The organism is Confluentibacter sediminis, assembly GCF_003258355.1.
In the GTDB taxonomy this organism is placed as follows: Bacteria; Bacteroidota; Bacteroidia; order Flavobacteriales; family Flavobacteriaceae; genus Confluentibacter; species Confluentibacter sediminis.
On sequence record NZ_QKPO01000020.1, the window covers coordinates 1 to 26,874 of the forward strand.

Consider the following 26,874-nt stretch of genomic DNA (forward strand, 5'->3'; position numbering starts at 1 on the left):
AATTTTCTGTTTGTTTTGATGTTTCCATACTCGTGGTTTTGTGTATAGCTATTTTAGGACAAGACAATTTTATATTGAGATATCATGTAGATATATAAAACATAACCATGGGAAAAAAAGATAAAAAAAGCCCTGTGTTCCCTGGTCTGGGTAATATTTTAAACAATACCCTTTAAAAAAACGCTTAAAGATACTATGTTTGGTATACCATTAGCTAGACTTTTAATCATAATCCCAGAAAATCAAGTAAGGATGACATTACTATTCAAATAAGGCTAAAAAAAGAAGCCTGAAGCACTGTTAAAAAGAGGAACCCCGGTGGACGTTTTGGTTTCTGCCGTTGTTGGCTATTTGATTCAGCGAAGACATACCAGCAAGACGGGAAGGATTCAAAAAAAACAAAGGGAAATGGAATTCTTTTTTAAAATTTGAATCCAGAAATTAATTCTTGTGGTATCTTTAAACATACAGGCAACATATCAGGAGCTCTTGAGCCAAAAAAAGCAATAATCTCATGAATACTACAGAAAAAGCATTAAAAGAACGTATCAAAGAACTAACCTGTCTTTATGAGGTGTCGTCTATTATTGGAAATACGAACCTGGATTTGATAGAAGACACGTTAAAAGCTGTCGCTTTTAGTGTAAAAAAAGCATTTCAGTATCCCGAAAATACGGTTGTGATGGTTTCTATAGATAGCCTATCCATTTCTACGGATGAGCAAGCCCGTCAGGATCTAAAAATGGCATCGCATATTAAGATTTTCAATAAAAATAAAGGCAAATTAATAGTAGGTCTGGACACTTCGCATTCTAAAACAATCCATTTTTTAAAAGAAGAGCAATTGCTATTGGATAATGTGGCTTTAAAGGTAGGAAGCCTATTGGAGCGGATTGAAATTCAGAAAAGCGAAGCATCCTTAAAACGGCAAATGGAACATGCCGACCGTCTGGTTACTTTGGGCGAACTCACCGCCGGAATAGCACATGAACTCAATACGCCTTTGGCCAATATTCTTGGCTTTGCAGAATTGATGAAAAGTGATTTAGACCCCCATACTAAATTATCGGATGACGTCGATAAGATTATAAAAAATGCTATTTTTTCTCGTGAAGTGGTTAAAAAACTCATGTTTTTTTCTTGCGAAATGCCCCAAAAAATGACCATGGTAAACATTGTACCCAGTATAAAAAATGCGATTAATTTATTGGATGCCACTTTTAGAAAAGAACAGGTAAAATATATTGTAAAGATAGAAGAGGAGGAACTTTGGTTACGAGCAGACCCCATCCAATTAACCCAAATTATGTTCAACCTATTGATGAATGCCATCTACTTCTCTCCCAAAGATGGCTTAGTAACCATTGAAGCGCTAAGCACAAAAAAACACATCATTCTGATCATTTCTGATGAGGGAAAAGGGTTTTTGCCCAATGAATTGGAAAAAGTATTTCAGCCATTTTTTACAACAAAACCCATAGGAGAGGGGGCTGGTTTGGGTTTGAGTGTGGTACACGGGATAGTGGCCTCACATAAAGGAAGCATCACCGCAGAAAATAACATAAAAAAAGGGGCTATATTTACCATAAAGCTTCCTAAAGACGTCTTATAATTATGCAACTACGCAACGAAAATATACTTATAGTGGATGACGATGTTCATATTTTGGAACTGATGCAACGTCATTTGCAATCCTGGAACTATCATACCTACAAGGCCATTTCGGTTAAAGAAGCGGTCACTATTTTGCGGGATACCACCATCGATTTGTTGATTACGGATTTAAAAATGCCCGAAATCGATGGATTTGAATTGATCAAGTTCGTTTCCGAGCATTATCCGAGACTCCCAAAATTAGTGGTAACAGGGTATCCTTCGGTTCAAGAGTCCCTGGCTACGATAAAGTCTGGGGTGGTTGATTATTTAACGAAACCTTTTACAAAAGAAGAATTAAAGCATGCGTTGGATAAGTCCCTGTTGACTTCAGACAGTAAAAATCAATCGCAAACAAAACCCGTTGTAGAACATCATAAAGCCTATGGGGACATCATCGGAAACTCAGAAAAAATAAATGAGGTCATACAAGTCATCGAGCGCGTTAAAGATAACAAAGCGACCATTTTTATTAAAGGGGAAAGTGGTACAGGTAAAGAATTGGTGGCACGTGCCATTCATTATCAAGGGAAGTTTTCGAGAGCAGCTTTTATTGCGGTAAATTGTGGCGGGATTCCAGAAAATCTCTTAGAAGCTGAATTATTTGGTTATGTTAAAGGGGCGTTTACAGGAGCCGAAACGAATAGGGAAGGTTTTTTTCAAGCCGCCCATGGAGGTACTATTTTTCTGGATGAAATTGGGAATGCCTCATTGACCGTTCAATCACGTTTGTTGCGGGTGCTTCAAGAAAAAGAAGTCGTTCGGGTTGGAGCCACCAAAGCCGAAAAAGTAGATGTCCGCATCATAGCAGCTACCAATGGCGATTTGCGAGGCATGATCCAAAAGCAGACCTTTAGGGAAGATTTGTTTTACCGCTTAACCGTGGTGGAAATAGATGTAGCACCCTTGCGTGAACGAAAAGAGGATATTCCTTTGTTAGTGGATAAATTTCTTTTTAAATACGGCATAGAGTACAAAGATCGATTTGTAAAAATCACCCCAGACGCCTTGGCTATTTTAACACGGTATGATTGGCCTGGGAATATCAGGGAATTGGAAAACATCATGCAACGGGCTGTAATTATGTGCGATAAGCTGATAGATGTAGAACATTTACCGGAGCATTTAAAACATACGTTGCCCTTGTCTTCGGAAGCCTTCGTACCCCTAAAAGTTATGGAAAAACAATACATTGAAAAAGTATTGAGAGCGACTGATAATAATAAAACAAAAGCCGCAGAAATTCTTCAAATAGACCGAAAAACCATTCGGCAAAAACTTTCCGATTAGTTCCCTGTAACTGGTACATTTTTACCCGCCTGGGGAATTATGTACCACTCACATAGTCGTTTAAAACTTCACTTTAATATTTAAAACCCTTTGTTTATAAGGGTTTTTTGGTTTTATAGCCCGTTTTGAAATCCTTTTGGTATGGAGCTTGCCTTTTGTGAGCTGTATAACATTAACACGTTTTTAATATGAATCACTTTAATATCTGTCCGAGTTGTTTACATCGCAAAACCTGTGTGTTAACAGCCCAAAAAGATACCGTTTGGTCTTGTAGCGAGTACGATGAAGCCATTCCAAGCACCTATCACTTAGAGACTGTTCAAAAACGAGAACGACACTAAAAAAAGGACTAATAGTCGTTTAACTATTTAATAATAAAGACCATGATTTTTAAAACATCCATAGCATCCCTATTAGCTAAGATTTCAAAAGCTAAAAAAACGAAAGTCATAACGGCTAGGGATAAATACATCACAGAGAAATACAATGAAAGGTCTATTGTCAACCAATATTTTAAAAAACACCCTTAAAAACGTCCATATATAACGAAGTAACAGATTTTAAAACCAGTGGCTTATTGGCCCGAATACCCTTATAAAATAAAAATAACATGATACATTTTAAAACACTTTCAAACCTATTCAAAAAACTAATAAGAGCCAAGAAGACCTTCATATTAGTTCCTGTTAGGACCACACCTAACACCTTTTCAAACCATACAAGACATCGTAGGGACGATTGATCTTGCAATCAAAAAAACCTGATAAACAATCAAAAAGCAGATTATAAATAGAAAAAGAACATGTAAATGAACACTCATTTTCGTACCAGTATAAATTTAAAAGTTAAAAACAAATCATTATGAAAAAGTATGTATTAGCCGGCATGATAGCCTTAGGCATTTTAAGTATGGGCGCTCAAGAATCAACAGCCCCTGCCATCACCTTACAAAAAGGAGATGTTATTGAAATTGGAAGCCCATCTACCCAAAAATATAAATACATTAAGTTTCCTCGTGCAAATTTTATCGTCCAAAGAGATGGTGTTAAAAATTACAAATCTGCTTTGGGAGAAGAAGTCATGGTAACCGATATAAAAACGGCTAAAGACGGGAGTAGACTGGTTTATGTAAAACGTCAGGATGGTAAAAGATTTTTTAACACGGTAAATACAGTATCCATCCAATTTGAAAAGGCTTTAGCAACGCATGAAATTAAGATATAACCCATTTTGAACCCCAAGTGTAGAGAGATACGCTAAAGACCAATGGGGATTATTATTCCACTAAAAAATTAGAAGTCATGATTGTAGTTAAAAATATAAATTCCAAAATAAAAGAACAGCCTGCAATAGGCATGGTCGCTAATGTGATGGAGCAGTTTAATAGCGCAGCAGACCACATTGACCTGCATCCAAACATTAGAAAGATATTAAGTATTACCAACAATGAAATCATGGTGAATTTTCCAGTAAAGATGGATAACGGTAATGTAGAGATTTTTACTGGATATAGAGTGCAGCATAACAATGCTCTCGGGCCTTATAAAGGCGGACTACGGTACCATCCTACGGTTGATATCGATGCCGCAAGAGCTTTGGCCATGTGGATGACATGGAAAACATCCTTAGCAGGACTGCCTTATGGAGGCGCTAAAGGCGGTATTAAATTAGATCCGTCAAAATATTCTAAAGGAGAGTTAGAACGTATCACAAGACGTTTCACCTTCGCTTTAGGAGATAATATTGGGCCAGAATACGATATTCCAGCACCCGACGTGAACACGAATAGCCAAACGATGGCTTGGATGGCAGATACCTATATGAGTACACGTCCACCAGCAGAACGTGCAGCCCATCAGCATGTGGTTACAGGGAAACCAGCGGGAAGTGGTGGATTGGAAGGTCGTGATAGAGCCACCGGATATGGGGTGTATTTATCCATTAAATTTTGGTCTGAAAAGAATAAAACAAGTTTGGAAGGAAAGACATTTATCGTTCAAGGTTTTGGTAATGTAGGCTATTGGACCGCGCATTTTTTAGAAAAAGAAGGGGCTAAATTAGTGGCGGTTCAGGATGCCTATGGTAGTATTCAAAATCAAGAAGGAATAGCTGTTGAAGATTTATTGGAATATAGCCAATTAAATGGGGGGAGCATTGTGAATTTTCCACATGCGAAGCCCGTGGATAAAAATGAATTCTTCTCCATAGCATGCGATATATGCATTCCTGCGGCATTAGGGAACCAAATTACCAAAGACAATGCATCCATGATACAAGCAAGCTTGATTGCAGAAGGTGCCAACGGACCTACCAATGTGGAAGGCGAGAAGATTCTTTTAAAGAAAGGTATCACCATTATTCCCGATATTTTGTGCAATTCAGGCGGGGTGATTGGGAGCTATTTTGAATGGTTACAAAACCGAAATGGGGAGCTATGGCACTTGGATGAAGTCATGGTAAAACTCTACAAAAAATTAAAAGATTCTTTTGACAAAGTGTATGAGTATTCAGAAAACGAAGCTATCGATATGCGTACCGCCGCCTATTGTATCGCTATCGAACGGATAGAACAAGCCTATGTACAAAGAGGGATATTCCCATAAAATAATTTAAAACCATACAGATGAAATACGGAAGTTTAATATTAGAAAAAAAGGAGTATGTGTATTTAAAACGCATCCTCAATATATCGGGTTATACGGGAGACCATCAAACCCAACAATCGTTAATGAAATTGAGCGAGGAGTTAAAAACGGCTACCATAATCGATGACAGCGAGATGCCAGATGATGTTATCAGATTTAATAGTAAGGTCACCTTGGTTTTTGATAGTGGTTTAGAGAAAACATTACAAGTCGTCATTCCCGTAGATAAGGATGTGCACAAAAATAAAATCTCTATTTTGACGCCCATGGGGTCGGCATTGATGGGATATTCAAAAGACGATCTTATTGAATGGGACTTTCCTAAAGGGAAACTAAAGATGAAAATTACCAACGTCATCCAAGAGGAAACTTTTAGTGATTTTGATACGGTTGTATAACTAAGAAACCAGGATGACTTTACAGACTAAAAAACTTCATTACGATGTCGATGTAGCACATAAAATCAATACCATGGAATTACTTAATTGGATCAATCATTTGAAATATATCACCAAGGAGTTAGGACACATTATAAGTGTGTATAATGAAGCGCTCAATGACAGGGGATACCACAAGAATATGGTGAGACGTTTTCAAAAAAAGCAAAGGGAAAATGAGAATTTGCTCAAGGCCCTTCTTGAATACTCAGATTCCAGATCTCATATATGGGCATGTGAAGATGCGTCACGAGACATGACCTATATAGCAGCGCATGACAAGTACCGAAGAAGCTATTTATATCATTTGCATAAATATGGAAGACTCAAAGAAGAGTTTTTCAATAAGGCACAAAACAAATTTGCGATTTTAAGAATTGAATAACATCCTAATACATGCCCTAACTTTTTGACAGGAATCTCATTACATAAAATAGACACGCATAGAAGACTGTGTATTCAAAAAGACTTAGGCGAATTGAATACTTGGCATACTCTATTGGAATGTTTCAATAAAGAATTGGACCATATAACCATCATTGAAAAGCAGCTAATAAAAACGGCTTCCCTATTGAATCTCATTCAAGCCATCCGCAGAAAAAACATTCTGATGATGGCAGACTTATGCAAATATGAACAAGAGTTGAAGAGTGAATATGAATATGGAAAAGTGGATTATGACCTAAAAAGATTAAAAGTACACGAACACAAACGGACATGCTATTTAAAGCTGATAGGGGAATGCCATGCTTTTAAAAATCAGTTTTATATGTCACTTAGAATGTATCGACGAAAATAATTAAAAAAATAAAGTTTTTAGCCACTTTTCTATCGAAAATGGCTCGAACGGACATTCCATGATATTAGATACATAAAAAAGCATAACGGGTTTATAAGATGTCTCATCATGGCCTTACTTAAAAAATAAAAGCCGAGGATAATAGAAACACTCAAATAAATATAAGATGAAAAAAATTTTAATTCCAACAGATTTTTCACTAAAAAGTTATCAGACTATAGATTATGTGTGTTCACTTTTTAAAAATGAATATTGTGAATTTAATTTGTTCCATACCTACACCTATGACGTAAACAGCTTAAATGCTATAGAATTGCTTCATGCTGATGATGAGTGGTTTGACAAACCCAAAGTAGAGTCATTAAAACAAATTGGAAAAATAAGAGAATACTACAACCTAAAATTTAATAATCCAAAACATGAATTTAATTCAATTTCCGAGTGTGTCACACTTGTAGAAGGTATTAAAAACAATATCAAAGAAATGGAAATAGATTTAGTGATTGTTACAGGTAAAGCAGAAAAAATGTTTGGTAAAACCACAAAAAATATATTAGATAAAATAATATCCTGCCCTATATTAATTGTGCCACCACACGCCTCTATTTGCAAAGACATTTGTCTAACAATTGCTTCAGATTTTAAACAAAAAATCAACACCCATGATATTGATAATTTTTGTAAAACCATAGAAAATACAAACATAAATATTGGTATTTTAGTTTTAGAAGAACAGAAACAATTAACAAATCTAGTAGTAAATAATTTGGAATCATTAAGAATCCATTTAAAAGAAAATTTAGATAATCGAATAGGTTTAGAATACATAAAGCCTTCTTATCGTCTCAAAGACTATGCTTTATTCCATAAAGAAGGCATTTTGTGTATTATAGATAAAAAACCAGATTTATTTAGAAAAATTGGTTTTTATAAATCTAGTGTTATATCAAAATTAAAAAAATTGAATATGAATACTGTATTGACAGTACATCAATAAATTTCTTTATAAGGTGGTAATTAATACACACCGATAGTAATAGAATACTATTTTTTTCAAATGCAAAATCATAAATTATTAGTTAAAAATAAAAACCATTTGATTTTGTGTTTTAATAACCGTGAGAGTTGTGACTTTCACGGTTTATTTGTACAAGTATAAAAATTTAAAAATTCTCAAAAGGCGTTACAATATGAGCAATCGGAAATTTTACATTATAGCTATAGCGATTGGTATATTAATTATAGCTTTATTATCTTGGTTAGTTCCAGCACCAAGAATAAAATAATGGGCTATGTTTTTTACTGATTTATTTTATCAAATTTTTCCAATTCGAATAATAAAAGGTTCTTTTTTTTTCAGTAGGCTCTGGCTAATTTCGATTAATGTTTTATTATAATTTTACTTATTTAAATCAATAGTTGAAAAATTAAGCAAATGGTGGATAAGTGAAATTAGGATTAAATGGGTTCCATCAAAAAATATTAATATTATTTTTAATCCAGTTCTTTGTTACCACAAGTTTGTCCTACACATTTCTAAAATAACTAGTAATTCCACTTAAAATACTTTGAATGGCGTATGCCGCTAAAATCAGTCCATAATTTTACTTATTACTGTAATTCCGTAATCTCCTATTCGCTTTTGTAAATTATTTGCTCCTAAAAGAATTAGACATGCAATCCCGATTACAAATAGCACAAGTATAGCTGTAATAGCTTGTTGGTGGTTTGAATACAAACGATTGTCTGTCATTAAAACAACTGCCATAATTGCTCCAGGATACCGTGTTGGCAACTGACTTTTTTCCGTTCAGCTTGTTTTAAGCGTTGGATTTTCCGTAATATTTTTTTCGCAACCAAAAGGAAACTCGAACCAATAAAATCAATGCAGGGACTTCAACCAAAGGACCAATTACTCCTGCAAATGCTTGTCCCGAATTTAGTCCGAAAACCGCAATAGCAACTGCAATCGCCAATTCAAAATTATTTCCTGCTGCTGTAAAGGCAACTGAAGCTGTTTTATCATATTCTGCTCCTGTTGCTTTGGTGACGAAAAATCCAATGATAAACATTAACGTAAAATAGATAAGTAAAGGAACTGCAATAACAAGAACATCCATTGGAATTTCCACTATCAATTCGCCCTTTAGAGAAAACATAACTACAATTGTAAATAAAAGTGCTATTAAGGTTATTGGCGAAATTTTAGGAATAAATTTGTTGGTGTACCAATCTTCTCCTTTTAGTTTCACTAAAATTAGTCTGCTCAATATTCCCATTACAAACGGAATACCTAAATAAATGGCGACACTTTCTGCAATCGTTCCGATTGATATATCTACGATAGCCCCTTCAAATCCAAAATATGGCGGAAGAATAGTTATAAATATCCAAGCATAAAAACTGTATGCAAACACTTGGAAAATACTATTTAATGCAACCAAACCTGCTCCATATTCGCTACTACCTTCTGCGAGGTCGTTCCAAACCAAAACCATTGCAATACAACGAGCCAATCCAATTAAAATCAGTCCGACCATATATTCTGGATAATCTCTTAAAAATGTAATTGCCAAAACAAACATTAAAACGGGACCAATTATCCAATTTAGAATAAGTGAAATAGAAAGAATTTTTGTATTTCTAAAAACTTTTGGTAATAACGAATAATTGACTTTTGCCAAAGGTGGATACATCATTAAAATCAAACCGATTGCAATCGGAATATTTGTTGTTCTGCTACTAAATGAGTTTATAATATTTGGGAATGTTGGAATAAAATAACCAAGACTAACTCCAAAAGCCATTGCAACAAATATCCAAAGCGTTAGATTTCTGTCAAGAAAACTTAATTTTTTTGAAGCCATTTTTTATGAATTTATTTGAGAGAAAACGTAAAACATTTCAGTTGCTATTTGCAGACTTCTTTCATTATATTTTTCTGCTTGTTGTGGTGTATTGTCAAATACTTTTGGGTCTTCAAAAGTTATTGGAATACGTTTTTCTGCACCTGCAATAAAAGGACAACCACCATCAGCTTGTGAGCAAGTCATAATTGCTGCAAATTCAGATTTTGGGTTAAAATCATCATCTAATTTTTTTGAAAATCCAATTATTGGATGCTCGTTGTCAGCATATTTAATGCTGTACACAGGATTATCGTTTTTTGAAATGGTGTTTATTTGAAACCCTGAATTTTGCAAAGTTTCTGCAACCATTGGAAAAAGTGCTGTTGCCTCTGTTCCTCCTGAATAACAGAACACGTTTTTAATATTGAAGTAGTTTGCCATTGTTTGTGCCCAAACTTGTGATAAATGACTTCTTCTTGAATTGTGAGTACAAATGAAATTGATACGGATTTCTTGATTTCTGGAAACCTTTGACTGAATAAAATCAGTTAGTGGTTGTAAAACTGTTTTACGTTCACTTGATATAGTTTCTGGATTTAATTCTTTAATTAAATTTCCTATTTCTGAAAATAGGGTTGGTTTTGTTGTTGTCATTTTTATAAAATTTGAATTGTTTTTTAGCAACAGTTTCCATCAGGTGAACAACAAGGTTCATCATTTAAGGTTGATAATTTAACATTAGTTTTTTCTACTGGAATTCCGCATTTGTCTTTTGCTAAACAGTCCGTTTGTTTGTTGGTTAACAAGAAATGTTGCCCGTCAAAATCAAGTCCGAATTTTCCAATCGTATCTGCTTGATATTCTACTTCGATTTCCAAATCTGTTATTTTTAAAACCTTTTCCGAAAGTTCAATAATATTTAATAGCTTTTCGGGATGCAATCTGTGGCCATAGTCATTTGCATTCCAAAGTTGAAAGTTTGCAACATCTTCCTTTCTTTCAGTTCCGCCACAATCGATAAAATGTTTTGTGATTTTCCCAACTTCTGTAACGTGAAAGTGATTAGGTACTAAATCTCCGTTTGGTAATTGAAAACCTATAGTTTCCAATTCTTTTAATACTGACTTTGCTTGTGATAATTTCATAACTATATTTGTTTATTGCGATTATACGATTAATTAATTTAAATTTTTTAACAGCAATCTTGATTTTCGGATAAATCTTGATTAAGGAACTCAGTCATTATAGTTTTCATTACTGTCCAATTTTCTTTATGGATGCAGTAACAAACACTTGTTCCTTCCACATTTCCTTTAATCAATCCTAAATGTTTCAGTTCTTTCAAATGTTGTGAAATTGTAGGTTGGGCTAATCCAATTTCGTTTACTAAATCACCGCAAACACAAGAGTCAATTTTAAACAAATGTTGTAAAATAGCTACTCTTGCAGGATGTCCGAATACTTTAGCAAAAAGAGAAATTTTATTTTGTTGGTCTGTAAACATTTCGGTTTTCGCTAATCCCATTTTCGTTATTTATTAATTTATTGCAATATTACGATTAATATTTATGCTTTCAAAAAGGAATTGAGGGCAAATAAAAAAGGAGCTATTTGTTTGTTGGGGTTTATGGACGAAATTTTAATGACAATTAGATTTTTTTTAGCTTGTGGGTTACATGTTTGTATAACTTAAGTTTGATTTTGAATAAAGATATTTAATTTAGTTTACTTCTGTGAGACCTGGATCATGATTTTAAGTTGTTTATATCAAAGTAGATTGTCCTTTCAAAATTTAATTCTTATCAAAGAAAGAGTAATTAGCCTTAATAGCTGTTTTAAATAATTTGTTAAAATGGGTCTTTGCTATTGCTAAATCAGTAAGATTATACGATGAAAATTTTGTTAAAAAATAAGTCTTAATAAGCTTACTTTATAATTCAGCTCTGCTTAAAAGTGTTAAAAAGCTAATATTTTTTTATATTAAATGTAAAATTTTATTTACATTTAATTAAATATGATAAATATCATATTCTTAAATAAGTATAAATTTTATTTTTGATTATTAATTAGGATAAAATTATCTTAATTGAAATTAATCCAACCAAAACTAATAATAACACTAAAACAATTAAGATGAAACGACCACATTTTCTACTTTGGTTTTCAATTGCAGCCATGCTATTTTTAACATCTTGTATGGATAAAGAAGAAAAAGTTTACGATAATCCAGCGGATATTCCTGTATTCAGAGAAATGAATGCAGAACTAACTTCTCCTCCTTTTGTGCCTCGACCTGCAGGAAAAAGAAAGGCTAAAAAGCTTATTGTTAAAATGGAAATTCTTGAAAAGGAAGGAGAATTGACTGATGGTGTAAGATATATGTATTGGACTTTTGGAGGTACAGTACCTGGTAGTTTTATTAGAACTAGAGAAGGGGACGAGGTTGAGTTTCATTTACAAAATCACCCGAATAACAAACTACCTCACAATATCGATTTACACGCAGTTACTGGACCTGGCGGTGGGGCTGAATCCTCATTTGTAGCTCCAGGACACGAAAAAGTTTTTTCATTTAAAACCATAAATCCTGGGTTATATGTGTACCACTGTGCTACTGCCCCAGTTGGGATGCATATTGCCAATGGTATGTATGGTTTGATTTTAGTGGAACCAGAAGGTGGTTTGCCCGAAGTAGATAGAGAATATTACATTATGCAAGGTGATTTTTATACTAAAGGCGCTAATGGCGAACGTGGTTTACAACCTTTTGATATGCAAAAAGCTGTAGATGAAAAAGCAGATTATGTTGTTTTTAATGGAAAAGTTGGGGCGCTTACTGGTGACAATGCTATTACAGCCAAAGTGGGAGAAACCATTAGACTTTTTGTAGGTAATGGTGGTCCAGGTTTAGTGTCGTCTTTTCATGTTATAGGTGAAATATTTGACAGAGTACATGTTGAAGGTGGAAATTTGATAAACGAAAATGTGCAAACTACTTTAATCCCTGCTGGTGGAGCTGCCATGATAGAATTTCGTGTAGATGTACCAGGAACATTTATTCTGGTAGACCATTCCATTTTCAGAGCCTTCAATAAAGGTGCTTTGGGCATGTTAAAAGTGGAAGGTGAAAAAGATAAGAAAATCTATTCTGGCGAAATTCGTGATGATATTTATCTACCTGAAGGTCCAGGCATACAATCAATGCCAACAACTGATGAAATTGTAGCCTCAGAAGTTCCTGCAAAATCGTTTGAAGAACAGATGGAATTTGGAAAACAGGCTTATATGCAAACTTGTTTTGCTTGTCACCAAGCGGAAGGACAAGGGGTGCCTAATGCATTTCCTCCATTAGCAAAATCTGATTATTTGAATGCCGATGTGGATAGAGCTATTGGTATCGTGTTACATGGTAAAACAGGAGAAATAACAGTTAACGGTAATAAATACAACAGTGTAATGACTCGTCAAATGCTATCATCTGATGAAATTGCAAACGTATTAACCTATGTCTATAATAGTTGGGAGAACTCGAAAAAAGTGGTTACTAAAGCTATGGTAGAGAAAGTAAAAAACAGTAAATAATTAATAAAGTTATGAAAAATCAGGTCTTTATGCTGGTATTCACTTTATTAGTGTTTCAACCATTACTTTTTGCCCAGTCTAAAGGTATGGTTTCAATTAAAGGAAGTCGTTATATTCCACTGTACGGAAGAGATTCTACCGTTGTTGAAGTAAATAATTTTGAAATTGATATTTATCCGGTTACCAATGCTGATTATGTCAATTTTGTAAAAAAATATCCGAGATGGCAAAAATCTAAAGTCATCAAATTATTTGCCGATGCTAGTTATTTATCAAATTGGAAAAGCGATTTAGAACTAAAGGATTCAGAAAAGCCAGATAGCCCCGTAACCTACATTTCATGGTTTGCAGCTAAAGATTACTGTGAATGCCAAGGCAAACGTTTACCAACTGTTGATGAATGGGAGTATGTAGCCATGTCTGATGAGACCACAAAAGATGCTCGAAATAAAGCTTCATACAATCAACAAATTTTAGCTTGGTATGAAGCTCCCCGTTCTAATGAAAACAAGATTGGGCAACATCAAAAAAATGTTTGGGGAGTACATGATTTACATGGTTTGGTTTGGGAATGGACTTTAGATTTCAATTCAGTGTTAATAACTGGAGAATCTAGAAAAGACGTGGATAAAGACAGCAATTTATTCTGTGGAAGTGCAGCTCTTAATGCAACCGATTTAATGAATTATGCCGCCTTTATGCGTTATGCTATTCGTGGCAGTTTAAAAGCCAAATATTCTATGAAAAACTTAGGATTTCGATGTGTAAAAGATATAAATGATAAAATCAATGAAAACTTATAAGTATTTATTTTTAATGCTATTTGCAATATTTGCGTTGCAAAGTTGTAATTCCAACAAAAAAACTAATGAAAATATAGATTTGGCTTATCAATGCCCGATGCAATGCGAAAATGGAAAAACGTATAGGGAGCCAGGTAGTTGTCCAATATGTAAAATGGATTTAGAACCTTTAACACAGATTTCAAAAAATGTTTTGAGTGATGATATTTCTGAAGAATCTATTTTTAATTTAACATCACAATGGCATACGGAAGAAGGTAATGTTATCGAGCTTAAAGACTTAAAAGGAAAAACCTTAGTAATGGTAATGATTTATACTTCATGTAAAGCTGCTTGCCCTAGATTGGTATCAGATATACGCAATATTGAAGCTGTAATTCCAGATGAAAAACTAAAAAATATTCAATTTGTTTTTGTTAGTATAGACCCAGAAACCGATACGTCAGAACGGTTGAAGGCTTTCGCAAAAGAAAACTATATGGATGAAGAACAATGGACCTTTTTGCAAGGAACTAAAAGTGGTGTTAGGGAGTTTGCAAACGTATTATCTGTAAAGTATAAAGAAATTTCACCAATAGACTTTTCACATTCTAATATTATTTCGGTTTTTAACGCCCAAGGAGAACTAAAATATCAACAAGAAGGACTTGGTGTTGATAATGCGGGAACTGTAGCATCAATTTTGGATGTGACGCCCTAAAAGAATAAATCAAACAACTAATAAAATGAAACGATTTTGTTTTTTAATACTATTAATGGTATTAAACCAAGTGATTTTTTCCCAGAATTTAGAATTATCTGCAGAAATTAGGCCACGTTATGAATTTAGAAATGGATATAAAAGTTTAATTGATGATGGTCAAGAACCTGCTTCTTTTGTGTCGCAACGCAGCCGTTTAAATATTGGTTTTGAACAGGATAAATTACAATTAATACTTCGCGTTCAGGATGTTAGGGTTTGGGGAGATGTAGCCACAAACATGAGTAATAGCTCAAATAGTATTGCAATTTTTGAAGGGTATGCACAGTATAATTTAAATAGTTTATGGAGTTTTAAAATAGGTCGTCAAGTATTGTCTTATGATGACCAACGTATTATGGGAGAAGTAGATTGGGCACAACAGGGAAGGAGCCATGATGCCTTTTTAATATCTTTTGCACCAAATAAAAAACATCATTTAGATGTGGGCATTTCGGTAAGTTCACAAAAAGAAACCATTATAGAAACCAATTATGATGTGAACAATTATAAGAATATGCAATTTTCAAGATATGAATATAATTTGGATGCGTCCTATTTAAGTTTTCTGTTTTTAAACAATGGTTTTCAATTTGAACAAAGCGACTCAGACTTAGTAACACTATATTTGCAAACATTTGGCGTGTTTTATAAAGTTAATAAATTTAAGTGGTCTGGAGAATTTTCAATTTACGGTCAAACAGGAGAACTTGCTAATGATAACATTTTTGCATGGTATGCTGGAGGTTTCTTAAAATATAATGTTGCAGATGACTGGCAAATAGGTATAGGCGGAGAATATCTATCTGGAACAGCAATGGATGATACTTCAGGAAAAAATAAATCGTTCAACCCGCTTTTTGGAACCAACCATAAGTTTAATGGTTACATGGATTATTTTTATGTGGGAAACCATATCAATTCAGTTGGTTTGTTAGATGCATATGCTAATTTAAAATTTGCCCGTAAAAAATTCAATTTAACAATAACCCCACATCTATTTTCAGCTGCTGAAACTGTGTTGTTGGATGGCACTAATAAAATGACCGATTATCTGGGTACAGAAATAGATTTAGTGGCTAATTATAAACTTCAAAAGGACATCAATTTAAATGCAGGATATTCGCAGTTGTTTGCTAGTAATACCATGGAAGTTTTGAAAGGCGGTAATGTCGATAAAACCCAAAACTGGGCTTGGATAATGGTGGTTATAAAACCAGAACTATTTAGTTTAACAAAGTAAGTCTGCTAGTTTGGTTAAAAATTAGAAAACTATTTTCAAAATTCATCATCAAGCTTATTTTAAAAGTCAGTTTCTTGATGAATTTTTTCTATTTTCAATATCAAAAGGTTTGATGTTTTTATGTCGCTTTACGTGTAAAATCTCACTTTTTTTTAGTTGGAGGTTTTTTTGTTTCGGTTGGTTCCGTTTAATTTCATCCAATGTTTTACTGTCATTTCACATAATTATTTTAAAGGTTCAGATTTTCAATAAACCAAGGGTTTTGGAAGAAGGTTAGAATCTTAGAGTTATTAAGTTATTGATGAATCTGTTCTTCAATATCCCTTTAAGTTGGTGCAAGCCTAAGCTTAAAACATACTTCTTGAAGAATTATAGATTTAGGACAAGAATGATCTTTGACATTCATAATTCAAATGATTTAAAAAACTTACGAGAAGAAGTTATTTTAGATGCCACAAAACCTAAAAAAGAATTTCCTTTCAATAAACCCTGTATAAAACAACAGAAGTGTATTGAAAGGAAATTTTAATATTAAATTAATTCTATCAAAACAGAGAAAACTTTAATGTGATTATTATTTTTGGGTTTGTAAGCTTTACATATTCCCTTAAACAACTACACAAGGTGCACTTTGATTTGTTATTGTTTTTATTTCTTATCTTTCCTTTTGAGATTATATAACGTTTCATCAATAGTAAACCAACAGAAGTAAAAAATACCAACTGAGAATATAATATCGCCAACCATACGTAACCATTTAAGTGTTTGTACTGTAGGAGAGTAGAGTAATTCGGAGTCCCTAGCGAAAGAATATCCTTTAGTTATAGATGTATAAGCTTGAATAATACCAACGGGAAGTAAGCTTAAAACGATCATGACTATTAAACCAATATTAAGTAGCCAAAAGGCTCTTTTTAGTTTTTTGCCTACCCAGATTCTGTCAGAATAGAATCGTAAACAGATTAAAACAAACCCCATGCCTAACATGCCGTAAACCCCAAATAAAGCCGCATGAGCATGTACCGCAGTAGTATTTAAGCCTTGTATGTAATATAAAGCAATGGGTGGGTTGATTAAGAAACCAAAAACACCGGCTCCAATAAAATTCCAAAAAGCAACAGCAATAAAGAAAAATATGGGCCATTTGTATTTTTGCATCCATTGTTTGCTTTTTAAAAGATTCCAGTTTTCTCTAATTTCAAAACCCATAAGCGTAAGTGGCACAACTTCTAAAGCACTAAAAGTGGCTCCTAAAGCGATAGCCTGAACAGGTGTTCCTGAATAATATAAGTGGTGCAACGTACCAATAATGCCACCAGCTAAAAATATAGAAGCAGAGGCTACAGATACCCGTCCAGCAGTTTTAACCGATATAATTTTCATTCTAGAAAAAATAAAAGCAATAACTACGGTTGCAAATACTTCAAAGAAACCTTCCACCCATAAGTGTACTAGCCACCATCTCCAGTAATTAATAACTGGTAAGCTACTATTTTCACCATACATAAGTCCAGAGAAAAAGAACATACCAATGGCTAATACCGATATTAATAATATAATAAGTAAGTGCTTAGATTCATCGTTTTTACGAATACCATAAATAAGATGCCGACTTACCATAATAACCCAAAGTACCAATCCTATTCCTAGAAATATTTGCCAGAATCGACCTAAATCCATGTATTCGTAACCTTGGTGACCAAAAAAGAAGTTTGTGGTTAATTCTAAAAATTGGTGTATGCCCAACCATTCGCCAAACATGGACCCAAACACTATAATTATTAAAGCAATAAATAAGAAATTGATACCAAAAACTTGGTATTTCATTTCTTTACCCGAGATCATAGGCGCTAAATAGAGACCAGTACTTAGCCATATAGTGGCAATCCAAAATATAGCAAGTTGTGTATGCCATGTTCTTGTTACAGAATAGGGGAGAATACTCGATAAATTAAAACCAAAAAAGGATTGACCTTCAACAGTATAATGTACGGTAATAACTCCTAAAACAACCTGTAAAGCAATAAGTAATGAGATAACTATAAAATATTTAAGTAGGGCTTTTTGAGAGGGATATAAATTAATGTTTTTAAGGGGATCAGCCTCTGGTTTTGTAACCATATCACCTTTTTCATGGTTTAATAAATAGTAATACGTAAGAATGCCGATAAACAATAAAAGTAACACAATAGAAAGACCAGACCATATCAAAGAACCTTTGGTAATAGTATTGTCTATTAAAGGTTCGTGTGGCCAATTTGATGTATAGGTATAATCTTTACCAGGTCTGTTGGTACTCGCAGCCCAAGAAGTCCAGAACAAAAAGGCATTGAGTTCTTCTAATTTTTTAGCATCCGTTAAAGCACCTTTAGGAATAGCATAAACTTCTTTTCCTTCAGAAAAAATAGTTGTGTAATGTTTAATGTTATCTTTAATGGCAGCTAATTGACTTTCCGATATGGTTATCGATTTGTCTGCTTTATTATAGGTGTTCGTTTTAATATTTTTAATTAAACGGGCTTTTAGAGCAGCTTTATTTTCAACATCTAAATCTTCATATTTAGAATTAAAATCTTTTTTTGCCCATGCATTGAGCATAAATACAGCTTCTTTATGTATCCAATCGGCCGTCCAATCAGGGGCCACATAACTGCCATGTCCCCAAATAGAGCCTACTTCCATACCTCCAATAGATTCCCAAACGTTTTGTCCTATTTGAATGTCTTTTTTTGTGTAAAGAACTTCTTGAGTTTCTTTAACAATAACGGTATCTGGTATAGGAGGTTGTGTTTGATAAACCTCACTTCCAATCCAAATTAGTGTGATGAAGGATAATACAATTACACTACTAAATATAATCCATATTTTTTTCATTGTGATTAATTTTTAAATTTTTGGTGTTATAATGTTGCGTTAATACGTTCGATACTGTCATATTTTGAAACCGATAATCGAACGATACAATCTGATATGCAAGTTAAATCGTGTGGTATGTTTTCATCTAAAGCAATTAAATCACCTTTTTTAAGGATCTGGCTCTTACCGTTAATACCAAAATCTAAAGTACCATCAAAAAGTTCTATTATGATTGGAAAAGGGGCTTTGTGTTCTTTCATAGCTTGTCCTTTTCTCATAACGATTCTAACTTCTTTGGAAGTTTTTGTTTGTAGCAAGACCGTGACAGATGGTTTGTTTTCTTGGTAGTTAATATTATTTAGTAATGATGCTGTGTTCATAATATTATAGTTTTATTTGTTGTCTGTAATTATTTTAAAAGTGAGGTTGTTAATTTTTTCATCTAATATGATTTGACAGGACAAACGACTTGTTTCATCAAAATAATTAACTTGATTAAGAGTTTCTTTTTCGGTGGCAGTTATCATGTCATTTAATGAGTCTTCAATAAGTTTTACATGGCAGGTACCGCATAGTCCGCGCCCTAAACATTCTCCAATTTCCTCATAATAAGTATCTACAATAAGCTCCATTAAATTTGGGTATTCAAAGCGAGAGAAAGGAATTTCAACGCATTTATTATTGTTTGTTATTATATGTACTTTAAATGGCAATTTGTTTATTCTTAAATTTATTAATGTGCTTTTTGTTCGTTTCCAATTATTATTGGAGTACAAACTTAAGTTTTAATTTTAAATAGGACAAATATATCCTAATTAAAATTTGTTTTTATTTAAAATAGGGGGGGTGTGATTTAGTCGTCTTTTAATAATCTAAGTGATGTGATGTAAAATACATTAAATTCAGAATGACAATTAGTACACTTGCTGCATAATAATAGACCAAGTGGAAATAGAAATATATTTTATTAATTAAGATATATTTGTCCTAATTAAATAAACTTTATATATTTGTATTAAATTATAACACAATATGTTTTCAAAAGCGTGTGAATATGGCATTAAAGCTGCAATTTTTATTGCAATCAATTCCTATGAAGGGAAGCGGGTGAGCCCTAAAGAAATTGCTGAAGAGATTGATTCCCCACAGGCATTTACAGCTAAAATACTGCAGGAATTAGTTAGACATAAAGTAGTTTCTTCAGTAAAAGGAGCATATGGAGGTTTTGAAATTGATAAAACCAGGATTGATAGTATTAAATTATCTCAAATAGTCAAGGCTATTGATGGTGATAAAATTTTTAATGGATGCGGTTTAGGCATGGAAATTTGTAACGAAAATCATCCATGTCCTGTTCATGATAAATTTAAAACCATTAGAGACGAATTAAAATATATGCTGGAGCACACAAATCTTCAAGAATTAGCATTGAGCATAAAGACTGGAAATTCATTTTTTAAAGTGTAAAAAATTTTTAATCATAAATAGGATAAAATTATCCGAAATAAACAAAGTTATGGAAGTATTATATAAAGATTCAGAAAAACAAATAGGACAATTTGTGGCAGAAGATTTTAGAACAGCAGCCGTTTTTTCAAAATATAAAATAGATTTTTGCTGCAATGGAAACAGAACTGTTAATGAAGCCTGTGAAAAAAAAGGCATAGACAGTAACATTTTGTTAGATGAAATTCATGCCGTTTTAAACTCAAAAACGGACGAATCCATTGATTATAAATCATGGCCATTGGATTTATTGGCAGAATATATTGAGAAAAAACATCACCGTTATGTAGAAGAAAAAATTCCGGTATTGCTTCAGTTTTTAAATAAACTATGCAATGTTCATGGAGAAAGACATCCGGAATTATTTAAAATAAATGAAGAATTTACCGCTTGCGCTAATGCATTAACATCTCATATGAAGAAAGAAGAACTTGTATTGTTTCCATTTGTAAAACGAATGGTAAAAGCAAAATCAAATAATGAAGCCATTCAATCGCCACAATTTGGAACTGTTGAAAGCCCTATTGCAATGATGATGCAAGAACATGACACTGAAGGCGAGCGTTTTAGAAAAATCGCTGAACTTACCAGTAATTATAATCCACCAGCGGATGGATGTAATACATACCAAGTAACCTTTGCTATGTTGGATGAGTTTGAAAAAGATTTGCACTTGCACATTCATTTGGAAAATAACATTTTATTCCCTGAGGCCATTAAATTAGAAAAACGGCTTGTGTAATAACAATATTTATTTTAAAATGAAAAAATTCCAGAATGTAGCCCTAAAGACATTTTGGAATTTTTATTTTTAGGGTTAATCATTTTATATTAAAAAAATAACAATGCCCAAAAAACTTGTAGTTGTATGTTTGCTTAATTTTTTTATTGCTGCCTTATTAGGTTTAGCCCTTCGCTATTCGTTTATTGATCCGATTCCTATTAATTATCGTTTTTTAACTCACACGCATTCACATATAGCCATGTTAGGTTGGGTGTATTTAATGTTGTATACCCTAATAGTCCATTATTTTATTCCAGTTAAGAAAACTGTTTTCAATAAATTGTTTTGGCTTACTGAAATTGCTGTTCTTGGTATGATACTAAGCTTTCCCTTTCAGGGGTATGCCGCAGTGTCTATTACATTTTCAACCTTACATATTTTATGTAGTTATTACTTTGCTTATCTGATTTGGAAATATCATAAAACAGACTCATTAGTAACACGTTATTTACTGAGAGCTTCTCTTTTATTTATGTTGTTATCAACCATTGGTGTATGGTGTTTAGGACCAGCGGTAGCTATGGCTGGGCAAGCCTCTGCATTTTATCAGATTGCCATTCAATTCTTTTTGCATTTTCAGTTTAATGGTTGGTTTATCATTGCAGTTATAGCTTTGTTTTTCCATCAATTGCAATTACAGGACTCTACACTGTTTAGGCTATTTTTCAAACTTTTAATTGCAGCTACTGTACTTACTTTTGCATTGCCTGTGTATTGGTTTGCTCCTCACGTTATATTATTATGGATTAATGGACTTGGTGTTTTACTGCAATTGGCAGCATTATTCATGTTCTTAAAACTTATCAGGCCCTTACTTGTAATGGTATTAAAAGACCAATCAAAACTCATTGTTTATTTGTACAGTTTTGCTGTTTTTTGCTTTATATTGAAAATTGTATTGCAATCAGTGTCGCTCATCCCAGAAATTTCGAAGGTGATTTATCTGTATCATAATTTCGTCATTGGGTTTATCCATTTAACCATGTTGGGTGTTGTTACAGGTTTTTTATTTTCCTTTATTATAAAAAGTAATTTGGTAAGAATGAATAAATGGCTGTACATTGCTGTTTGCACATTTTTGTTTGGATTTGTTTTAACAGAATTGACATTAATCATTCAAGGATGTATGTTTTATTTAAAGCAAGGGATGCTTCCAAACTATTACCTTTTGCTTTTTTTATTTAGCGTGTTTTTGCCTTTGGGAATTTTCATGCTATTGTTTAACATTATCACACACAAAAATCATGGAACGCAAATCACAAAAACGACATAAGGCATTACAGCCATTAAGTAGAGATCACCATCATGGATTATTGTTGTCTTGGAAAATTAGAACTGGCCTTAGTAAAAACATTGATTCAGAACGTATATGGCTGTATGCCAATTGGTTTTTTCAAAAGCATTTAATTCCGCATTTTAATATAGAAGAGACACACATTTTTACACTTTTAGATGACAAGAATGACCTTAATAAAAAAGCATTAGCTGATCACAGGCGTTTAAAACGATTATTCTCTGAAACAGAAAAGGATGCAAACACATTGAGTAAAATTGAAGAAGAATTAGAACAGCATATTCGTTTTGAAGAACGTGTCTTGTTTCCAGAAATTCAAAAAATGGCTTCTGAAAAACAATTGAATTTAATTGAGGAAATACATCAACAAGATGGTTTTGTTGACAAATTGGATGATGAATTTTGGAAATGATAGTAATTAACTTCAATAATTATTTATTGATGACATTCATGAAAGTAATAACAGCATTTGATAGATCGTTGTTTAAAAACAATGGTATAATTTCAAGCAATAAAAGAAGGTGAAATACAAATAGATCCATCCACTCTGTGTTAAATCGTAAAAGCTATAATTTTAAAATTTTAAGTAATGATATCTGTTAACGTGGATGCAATTGCGTGTTCAAAATCTGATTGTCCTGTCTTGGATTTGAGCTCGTTAATAGTTGTTCCTTTGATATGAATCTGTCTTTCTAAAAGAAAGACGATCTCAGCAGATATTTCCTCAACAAAACTTGTAATGTGAAATCTTATTAAGATAGTTCTACATTTTTTCTGTTCCTTCTACTTAATGGACTATTTAATTCTTGATATATTTATATTAATTGAATATGAGATTTTAGAAAAGAATGAACCAAAAATAAAACCATAAATAAGAGATTTTGATAGAAGATTTGATGAAGTAATAGATGAAAATAGAGTATGTATATTTATTGTTATAGCTTTGAAAATTCGTTTCGTTATGAAACACTTGTTTAAATATTACATAGACGCTCTTTGGTTAAAATGTTAATAAAACTTATTGTGTCATTGTTTAAGACAAATATGACGAACCAAATTTCAATTTTAATGGTATTGATGTGTTTAGTTACGAAATATTTCAACCGATTGCCTTGCATTTTGTTGCTCTACATTTTTGTAAAAGAGCTTTCTTATAAAAATATTTTAACATAATTCTAAGTTTTACCTTCTTCAATTTTATCTTTCCAAAAAAGACAGAAATTAAAAACTTTGAAATAATGTCCGCTATAAAGGAGGAGTTATCTATAACAATATTGGCACAAAGTTAAACTCGCAAAATATTCTCATCAAAAGACTACGGCATAAAGCTAACGCTTCGTCCACAACTCATTTATTCCGTTTCCTTTTGAGCAGAAATGTTGTCTTCCGTTTGGGTTCCGCATACATATTGTTTAATCAAAAACTATAAATTTATGGAAACTATTACCGAACATTTAAAAGAAGTGGCATTAGTTAAAATTATAACCGGTAAAACCAATCCGAGAAGCGATTTCAATGAGCAATCTATTCAAGAACTCGCAGAAAGTATCAAGGAAAATGGATTGCTTCAACCATTGCTCGTCAGACCAATAGATGAAGGTTATGAACTCGTCTGTGGAGAAAGACGATTAAGAGCTTGTAAGATGATTGATTTGAAATCTGTACCAGTTCAAATTAAGGACTTAAACGACCAAGAAACCTTGGAAGCTCAAATCATTGAAAATTTAGAAAGGGAAGATGTGCATCCATTGCGTGAAGCTGAAACTTTTAAACTGATGATTGCCAAAGGTGATTATGGTATTGAAGAAATAGCCACCAAAATTGCCAAATCTGAAAAGTTTATTCTTCAAAGATTGAGTCTCAACAACTTAAATTCCGAATGGAAAAAGCTGTTTTTTAAGGATAAAATTAATCTTTCAAAGGCATTAATAATCGCGCGATTGGATAAGAAATACCAAAAAGAGGTAGCGCAAAATGCAAGCGATTGGAGTGGCGGTATAAAATCTGCCCAACAGCTACAAAGCTATATTGACTCAAACATAACGACACTCATATCAAAGGCAATTTTTAACCCGTTAGATGAAAAACTGGTTAAGAAAGCAGGGGGGCATGCATCAGTTGCCCGAAACGCTCTGGAGCAAATTGCTCGTTGTTTCCAGACGTAAAGGAGGAAGACCGATGTTTCGATAAAGTGTGCTTCAATAATAAAACGGAAAAGCATATCGAAAACGAAATTGACAATATTATCAATAATGCTGAGGACGTCTATTTAATAAGGTCTAAACATCAAGATACAGATGATGAACTAACGCAGAAATTGAAAAAACTAGGAATCAATGTGTTGGTAAATTATGATGATTTTGAAACCATCCACGGAAAGGATGAGCGAAAAAACAAAATTAGAGGCTTTTGGATTAACGGTTACGATCATGGAAAATATGTCTCTATTCGAATGACCAAAAAACAAGAAGAAAAATCATTGGATCCTAAAAGTAAAGAAAGCGTTATTGCTCAGGTTGAAAAAATCAATACAAGAGCAAAACGAATGTTGGAACTGGATGATGAAAAAGTACATAAGCGCATCATTGAAACCATGTGTGAAACTGAAGAATTAACTGTGATTGGAAAACATAAATATTGTGATGCCACAGAAAAAATTAGCAGATTGATATTATGGAATGCTTTAGGTTGGCCAAAAAAAGAACACTACGGTAAGCTTTTGGATATTGACAAATATCAAAAAGAGGGTTCTGTTGGATTCCTAAAACGTCTTATGGAATTGACTAAAGATGACATGGCAATCATCATCAATAATGTTGGCTATGATGCCTTTAAATCAGCTTTGCCAACTTTTATTGAGGCCATGGCACTAAGAAGGCTAGCTGAAAGCTTCGGAAGTATTCCAATAGAGGATTTTGAGAAAGAACAAAAGGCGATTGCTGATAAAAGAATAAGCCGGCAGAAGGAACGAGTTTTCAAACTAAAAAAGTCGGTCAAGTAAAACAAAAAACCACTAATTGTCACTTTGATGATTAGTGGTTTTTTTATATTATTATCTCTAAAGCCATTCAGCACATTCCCCTGCATTCCGTGAAAAACTTCATTTCGGGAAAAGAGCTTCTTTAAAAAAGTCTTGGACACAATCTCAAAGTTTTAGATTTCCACTTCTCTTTTTCCTGCCGAAGAAGGCAGGAAAGCTCCGTTCTCAATATAAAACTTTGAAATAGCGTCCGCTTAATAGGAAAATGTATTTGCATTTTGTTCCACTTTCTATGATTTTGTATTTCACAAAGAATTTAGCCCCATATCCCAAGCCAACACCGCTATACCTTTTTTTGACAGCAAAATAACAACATTTAGACTTGAACGACAGCATAACCAGGCTCATGCTTCGCTCTTTTTATTGGATAAAATGTTTCATATAGTGCCATAGACAGAATACTTGGAGTGCATCGTCTTACGGTCAGTAGTTTCGTGAAAAATAAGATTAGTGTGTCTTGAATTGGAATTGTTTGAGTTAAACCAATTTCTAATATATGAACCTCATATAAAAACTAATAATGGAACAGTTATTGTGTACGGTAGTCAAGTAAATAGTGGAAAAAACTTGACAAATAATATTTAAAATGATTATCTTTGTACTATTAGAACTATGAATATAACAACATCCATAAAAACTAAAGTTACTCGTATAGATACTGGAGAAGTATTTACATACGATACTTTGTCTATTCCTCAAAGTGAATTTTCTGCTGCAGCTAAAGCTTTAAGCCGATTGGTTGCTAAAGGAGTTATAAAGAGATATAAAAAAGGGATGTACTATAAACCCAAGCAAACTGTTTTTGGAGAACTAAAACCAAGGGAAGATGTATTGCTTAAAAATTACCTCTTTGAAAACGATAAACAGATTGCTTATATAACCGGTGTTAGATTATATAATCAACTTGGGTTGACCACTCAAGTTCCTAACGTTGTGAGATTGGCAAGTAAGGATAAAGAGATAAAGACCAAAATTGGAAACCTTATTATAAAACCTGCAAAGAGTTACGTTACAATTACAAAAAAGAATGTACCATTATTGCAACTATTGGATGTCATAAAGGATTTTAAGAACATTCCAGATATGGATAAAAAGATAGGTTTTGCTTTCCTAAAGGAAAAGATAGAAAACCTTTCGGATGAAGATAAAGAGAAGTTGACCAATTTTGCAAAAGCCTATCCACCAAAGGTTAGGGCTTTGTTAGGCGCCATTCTTGAAGTTCTTTCATTTGACCAATTGAGCGAATCACTTAAAGAAACAATTAATTTTTTGAGTAGTTACGAATTTGGGATATCTAAAAAAACATTACCTACTGCCTCAAACTGGAACATTACCTAATGAACGAGCAAGTTAA

At 33.1% G+C, this 26,874-nt stretch carries 27 protein-coding genes and 2 pseudogenes; 21 read left to right on the plus strand and 8 right to left on the minus strand.

Features of this window, described 5'->3' with window-relative positions; all coding sequences use genetic code 11:
- Positions 1-514 precede the first annotated feature (514 nt).
- The 9 genes from DKT72_RS15860 to DKT72_RS15900 all read left to right on the plus strand — a co-directional run bounded on the left by DKT72_RS15860 (position 515) and on the right by DKT72_RS15900 (position 7,821).
- A complete protein-coding gene (locus DKT72_RS15860) occupies positions 515-1,612 on the plus strand; it encodes a sensor histidine kinase (protein ID WP_111309727.1) in 1,098 nt (365 codons plus the stop codon).
- A 2-nt stretch (positions 1,613-1,614) separates the two neighbouring features.
- Positions 1,615-2,943, plus strand: coding sequence for a sigma-54-dependent transcriptional regulator (locus tag DKT72_RS15865; RefSeq protein ID WP_111309728.1), 1,329 nt, complete (start codon positions 1,615-1,617; stop codon positions 2,941-2,943).
- Between the two features lie 188 nt (positions 2,944-3,131).
- Positions 3,132-3,284: a hypothetical protein gene (locus DKT72_RS18300; RefSeq protein ID WP_162623340.1), complete on the plus strand. Its 153-nt coding sequence runs from the start codon at positions 3,132-3,134 to the stop codon at positions 3,282-3,284.
- A 520-nt stretch (positions 3,285-3,804) separates the two neighbouring features.
- The gene (locus DKT72_RS15875; protein WP_111309730.1) at positions 3,805-4,167 is read left to right on the plus strand and encodes a hypothetical protein; all 363 of its coding nucleotides are present in this window, start codon (positions 3,805-3,807) and stop codon (positions 4,165-4,167) included.
- A gap of 77 nt (positions 4,168-4,244) precedes the next feature.
- On the plus strand, positions 4,245-5,546 hold the full coding sequence (locus DKT72_RS15880) for a Glu/Leu/Phe/Val family dehydrogenase (protein ID WP_111309731.1): 1,302 nt from the start codon (positions 4,245-4,247) through the stop codon (positions 5,544-5,546).
- Positions 5,547-5,566: 20 nt separating this feature from the next.
- Positions 5,567-5,986 carry a GreA/GreB family elongation factor gene (locus tag DKT72_RS15885; RefSeq protein WP_111309732.1) on the plus strand — a complete coding sequence of 140 codons (420 nt, stop codon included), beginning with the start codon at positions 5,567-5,569 and terminating at the stop codon, positions 5,984-5,986.
- A gap of 13 nt (positions 5,987-5,999) precedes the next feature.
- Positions 6,000-6,410, plus strand: a complete 411-nt coding sequence (locus tag DKT72_RS15890) for a hypothetical protein (protein WP_111309733.1) — start codon at positions 6,000-6,002, stop codon at positions 6,408-6,410.
- A 24-nt stretch (positions 6,411-6,434) separates the two neighbouring features.
- Positions 6,435-6,824, plus strand: a complete 390-nt coding sequence (locus tag DKT72_RS15895) for a hypothetical protein (protein WP_111309734.1) — start codon at positions 6,435-6,437, stop codon at positions 6,822-6,824.
- Between the two features lie 166 nt (positions 6,825-6,990).
- Positions 6,991-7,821, plus strand: a complete 831-nt coding sequence (locus DKT72_RS15900; RefSeq protein ID WP_111309735.1) for a universal stress protein — start codon at positions 6,991-6,993, stop codon at positions 7,819-7,821.
- A gap of 529 nt (positions 7,822-8,350) precedes the next feature.
- Here the strand turns inward: DKT72_RS15900 and DKT72_RS15905 are convergent.
- The 5 genes and pseudogenes from DKT72_RS15905 to DKT72_RS15925 form a co-directional block, all read right to left on the minus strand.
- Positions 8,351-8,604, minus strand: a pseudogene (locus DKT72_RS15905) (MarC family protein); the annotation flags it as partial.
- A gap of 40 nt (positions 8,605-8,644) precedes the next feature.
- Entirely contained in the window at positions 8,645-9,691 is a 1,047-nt protein-coding gene (arsB, locus tag DKT72_RS15910; protein ID WP_111309736.1) for an ACR3 family arsenite efflux transporter, read from the minus strand.
- Between the two features lie 3 nt (positions 9,692-9,694).
- The gene (locus DKT72_RS15915) at positions 9,695-10,327 is read right to left on the minus strand and encodes an arsenate-mycothiol transferase ArsC (protein ID WP_111309737.1); all 633 of its coding nucleotides are present in this window, start codon (positions 10,325-10,327) and stop codon (positions 9,695-9,697) included.
- Between the two features lie 23 nt (positions 10,328-10,350).
- Positions 10,351-10,818 carry a DUF6428 family protein gene (locus DKT72_RS15920; RefSeq protein WP_111309738.1) on the minus strand — a complete coding sequence of 156 codons (468 nt, stop codon included), beginning with the start codon at positions 10,816-10,818 and terminating at the stop codon, positions 10,351-10,353.
- A gap of 47 nt (positions 10,819-10,865) precedes the next feature.
- Complete coding sequence (locus DKT72_RS15925) at positions 10,866-11,198, minus strand: ArsR/SmtB family transcription factor (protein WP_111309739.1); 333 nt, start codon at positions 11,196-11,198, stop codon at positions 10,866-10,868.
- Positions 11,199-11,869: 671 nt separating this feature from the next.
- Between DKT72_RS15925 and nirK the strand changes: the two genes are divergently transcribed.
- Genes nirK through DKT72_RS15945 form a run of 4 tightly spaced genes read left to right on the plus strand, consistent with a single transcriptional unit; the run spans position 11,870 to position 16,040 of the window.
- The gene (nirK, locus tag DKT72_RS15930) at positions 11,870-13,255 is read left to right on the plus strand and encodes a copper-containing nitrite reductase (RefSeq protein ID WP_370445581.1); all 1,386 of its coding nucleotides are present in this window, start codon (positions 11,870-11,872) and stop codon (positions 13,253-13,255) included.
- An 11-nt stretch (positions 13,256-13,266) separates the two neighbouring features.
- Positions 13,267-14,058, plus strand: a complete 792-nt coding sequence (locus tag DKT72_RS15935) for a formylglycine-generating enzyme family protein (protein WP_111309741.1) — start codon at positions 13,267-13,269, stop codon at positions 14,056-14,058.
- On the plus strand, positions 14,045-14,758 hold the full coding sequence (locus tag DKT72_RS15940) for an SCO family protein (RefSeq protein WP_111309791.1): 714 nt from the start codon (positions 14,045-14,047) through the stop codon (positions 14,756-14,758). Before DKT72_RS15935 ends, DKT72_RS15940 begins: the two co-directional genes overlap by 14 nt.
- Positions 14,759-14,783: 25 nt before the next feature.
- Positions 14,784-16,040: an alginate export family protein gene (locus DKT72_RS15945; RefSeq protein ID WP_111309742.1), complete on the plus strand. Its 1,257-nt coding sequence runs from the start codon at positions 14,784-14,786 to the stop codon at positions 16,038-16,040.
- A gap of 648 nt (positions 16,041-16,688) precedes the next feature.
- Here the strand turns inward: DKT72_RS15945 and DKT72_RS15950 are convergent.
- The 3 genes from DKT72_RS15950 to DKT72_RS15960 are packed head-to-tail and all read right to left on the minus strand — an operon-like array spanning position 16,689 to position 19,528.
- The gene (locus DKT72_RS15950) at positions 16,689-18,914 is read right to left on the minus strand and encodes a nitric-oxide reductase large subunit (protein ID WP_111309743.1); all 2,226 of its coding nucleotides are present in this window, start codon (positions 18,912-18,914) and stop codon (positions 16,689-16,691) included.
- 26 nt (positions 18,915-18,940) lie between these two features.
- Positions 18,941-19,276, minus strand: a complete 336-nt coding sequence (locus DKT72_RS15955; RefSeq protein WP_111309744.1) for a cupin domain-containing protein — start codon at positions 19,274-19,276, stop codon at positions 18,941-18,943.
- 12 nt (positions 19,277-19,288) lie between these two features.
- Positions 19,289-19,528, minus strand: coding sequence for a 2Fe-2S iron-sulfur cluster-binding protein (locus DKT72_RS15960; RefSeq protein ID WP_111309745.1), 240 nt, complete (start codon positions 19,526-19,528; stop codon positions 19,289-19,291).
- Between the two features lie 400 nt (positions 19,529-19,928).
- On the opposite strand from DKT72_RS15960, the gene DKT72_RS15965 reads away from it, so the two are divergent.
- The 8 genes and pseudogenes from DKT72_RS15965 (at position 19,929) to DKT72_RS16000 (ending at position 26,858) form a co-directional block, all read left to right on the plus strand.
- Positions 19,929-20,363 carry an RrF2 family transcriptional regulator gene (locus DKT72_RS15965; protein ID WP_111309746.1) on the plus strand — a complete coding sequence of 145 codons (435 nt, stop codon included), beginning with the start codon at positions 19,929-19,931 and terminating at the stop codon, positions 20,361-20,363.
- Positions 20,364-20,412: 49 nt separating this feature from the next.
- On the plus strand, positions 20,413-21,144 hold the full coding sequence (gene ric / locus DKT72_RS15970; protein ID WP_111309747.1) for an iron-sulfur cluster repair di-iron protein: 732 nt from the start codon (positions 20,413-20,415) through the stop codon (positions 21,142-21,144).
- A gap of 103 nt (positions 21,145-21,247) precedes the next feature.
- On the plus strand, positions 21,248-22,459 hold the full coding sequence (locus DKT72_RS15975) for a hypothetical protein (protein ID WP_111309748.1): 1,212 nt from the start codon (positions 21,248-21,250) through the stop codon (positions 22,457-22,459).
- Positions 22,431-22,892: a hemerythrin domain-containing protein gene (locus DKT72_RS15980; protein WP_111309749.1), complete on the plus strand. Its 462-nt coding sequence runs from the start codon at positions 22,431-22,433 to the stop codon at positions 22,890-22,892. The genes DKT72_RS15975 and DKT72_RS15980 overlap by 29 nt, the downstream gene beginning before the upstream one ends.
- Before the next feature lie 1,021 nt (positions 22,893-23,913).
- On the plus strand, positions 23,914-24,645 hold the full coding sequence (locus DKT72_RS15990; protein WP_162623341.1) for a ParB/RepB/Spo0J family partition protein: 732 nt from the start codon (positions 23,914-23,916) through the stop codon (positions 24,643-24,645).
- Positions 24,630-25,481, plus strand: coding sequence for a hypothetical protein (locus DKT72_RS15995; protein ID WP_111309751.1), 852 nt, complete (start codon positions 24,630-24,632; stop codon positions 25,479-25,481). Before DKT72_RS15990 ends, DKT72_RS15995 begins: the two co-directional genes overlap by 16 nt.
- Positions 25,482-25,894: 413 nt before the next feature.
- Positions 25,895-25,981, plus strand: a pseudogene (locus DKT72_RS18570) (invertase); the annotation flags it as partial.
- 151 nt (positions 25,982-26,132) lie between these two features.
- Entirely contained in the window at positions 26,133-26,858 is a 726-nt protein-coding gene (locus tag DKT72_RS16000; protein ID WP_111309752.1) for a DUF6088 family protein, read from the plus strand.
- Positions 26,859-26,874: the final 16 nt, after the last annotated feature.

Bases quoted from the DNA above. Each gene is read 5' to 3' on its own strand.
- DKT72_RS15860 (WP_111309727.1), top strand. From the start codon at position 515: ATGAATACTACAGAAAAAGCATTAAAAGAACGTATCAAAGAACTAACC.
- DKT72_RS15865 (WP_111309728.1), top strand. From the start codon at position 1,615: ATGCAACTACGCAACGAAAATATACTTATAGTGGATGACGATGTTCAT.
- DKT72_RS18300 (WP_162623340.1), top strand. From the start codon at position 3,132: ATGAATCACTTTAATATCTGTCCGAGTTGTTTACATCGCAAAACCTGT.
- DKT72_RS15875 (WP_111309730.1), top strand. From the start codon at position 3,805: ATGAAAAAGTATGTATTAGCCGGCATGATAGCCTTAGGCATTTTAAGT.
- DKT72_RS15880 (WP_111309731.1), top strand. From the start codon at position 4,245: ATGATTGTAGTTAAAAATATAAATTCCAAAATAAAAGAACAGCCTGCA.
- DKT72_RS15885 (WP_111309732.1), top strand. From the start codon at position 5,567: ATGAAATACGGAAGTTTAATATTAGAAAAAAAGGAGTATGTGTATTTA.
- DKT72_RS15890 (WP_111309733.1), top strand. From the start codon at position 6,000: ATGACTTTACAGACTAAAAAACTTCATTACGATGTCGATGTAGCACAT.
- DKT72_RS15900 (WP_111309735.1), top strand. From the start codon at position 6,991: ATGAAAAAAATTTTAATTCCAACAGATTTTTCACTAAAAAGTTATCAG.
- arsB (WP_111309736.1), bottom strand. From the start codon at position 9,691: ATGGCTTCAAAAAAATTAAGTTTTCTTGACAGAAATCTAACGCTTTGG.
- DKT72_RS15915 (WP_111309737.1), bottom strand. From the start codon at position 10,327: ATGACAACAACAAAACCAACCCTATTTTCAGAAATAGGAAATTTAATT.
- DKT72_RS15920 (WP_111309738.1), bottom strand. From the start codon at position 10,818: ATGAAATTATCACAAGCAAAGTCAGTATTAAAAGAATTGGAAACTATA.
- DKT72_RS15925 (WP_111309739.1), bottom strand. From the start codon at position 11,198: ATGGGATTAGCGAAAACCGAAATGTTTACAGACCAACAAAATAAAATT.
- nirK (WP_370445581.1), top strand. From the start codon at position 11,870: ATGGATAAAGAAGAAAAAGTTTACGATAATCCAGCGGATATTCCTGTA.
- DKT72_RS15935 (WP_111309741.1), top strand. From the start codon at position 13,267: ATGAAAAATCAGGTCTTTATGCTGGTATTCACTTTATTAGTGTTTCAA.
- DKT72_RS15940 (WP_111309791.1), top strand. From the start codon at position 14,045: ATGAAAACTTATAAGTATTTATTTTTAATGCTATTTGCAATATTTGCG.
- DKT72_RS15945 (WP_111309742.1), top strand. From the start codon at position 14,784: ATGAAACGATTTTGTTTTTTAATACTATTAATGGTATTAAACCAAGTG.
- DKT72_RS15950 (WP_111309743.1), bottom strand. From the start codon at position 18,914: ATGAAAAAAATATGGATTATATTTAGTAGTGTAATTGTATTATCCTTC.
- DKT72_RS15955 (WP_111309744.1), bottom strand. From the start codon at position 19,276: ATGAACACAGCATCATTACTAAATAATATTAACTACCAAGAAAACAAA.
- DKT72_RS15960 (WP_111309745.1), bottom strand. From the start codon at position 19,528: ATGGAGCTTATTGTAGATACTTATTATGAGGAAATTGGAGAATGTTTA.
- DKT72_RS15965 (WP_111309746.1), top strand. From the start codon at position 19,929: ATGTTTTCAAAAGCGTGTGAATATGGCATTAAAGCTGCAATTTTTATT.
- ric (WP_111309747.1), top strand. From the start codon at position 20,413: ATGGAAGTATTATATAAAGATTCAGAAAAACAAATAGGACAATTTGTG.
- DKT72_RS15975 (WP_111309748.1), top strand. From the start codon at position 21,248: ATGCCCAAAAAACTTGTAGTTGTATGTTTGCTTAATTTTTTTATTGCT.
- DKT72_RS15980 (WP_111309749.1), top strand. From the start codon at position 22,431: ATGGAACGCAAATCACAAAAACGACATAAGGCATTACAGCCATTAAGT.
- DKT72_RS15990 (WP_162623341.1), top strand. From the start codon at position 23,914: ATGGAAACTATTACCGAACATTTAAAAGAAGTGGCATTAGTTAAAATT.
- DKT72_RS16000 (WP_111309752.1), top strand. From the start codon at position 26,133: ATGAATATAACAACATCCATAAAAACTAAAGTTACTCGTATAGATACT.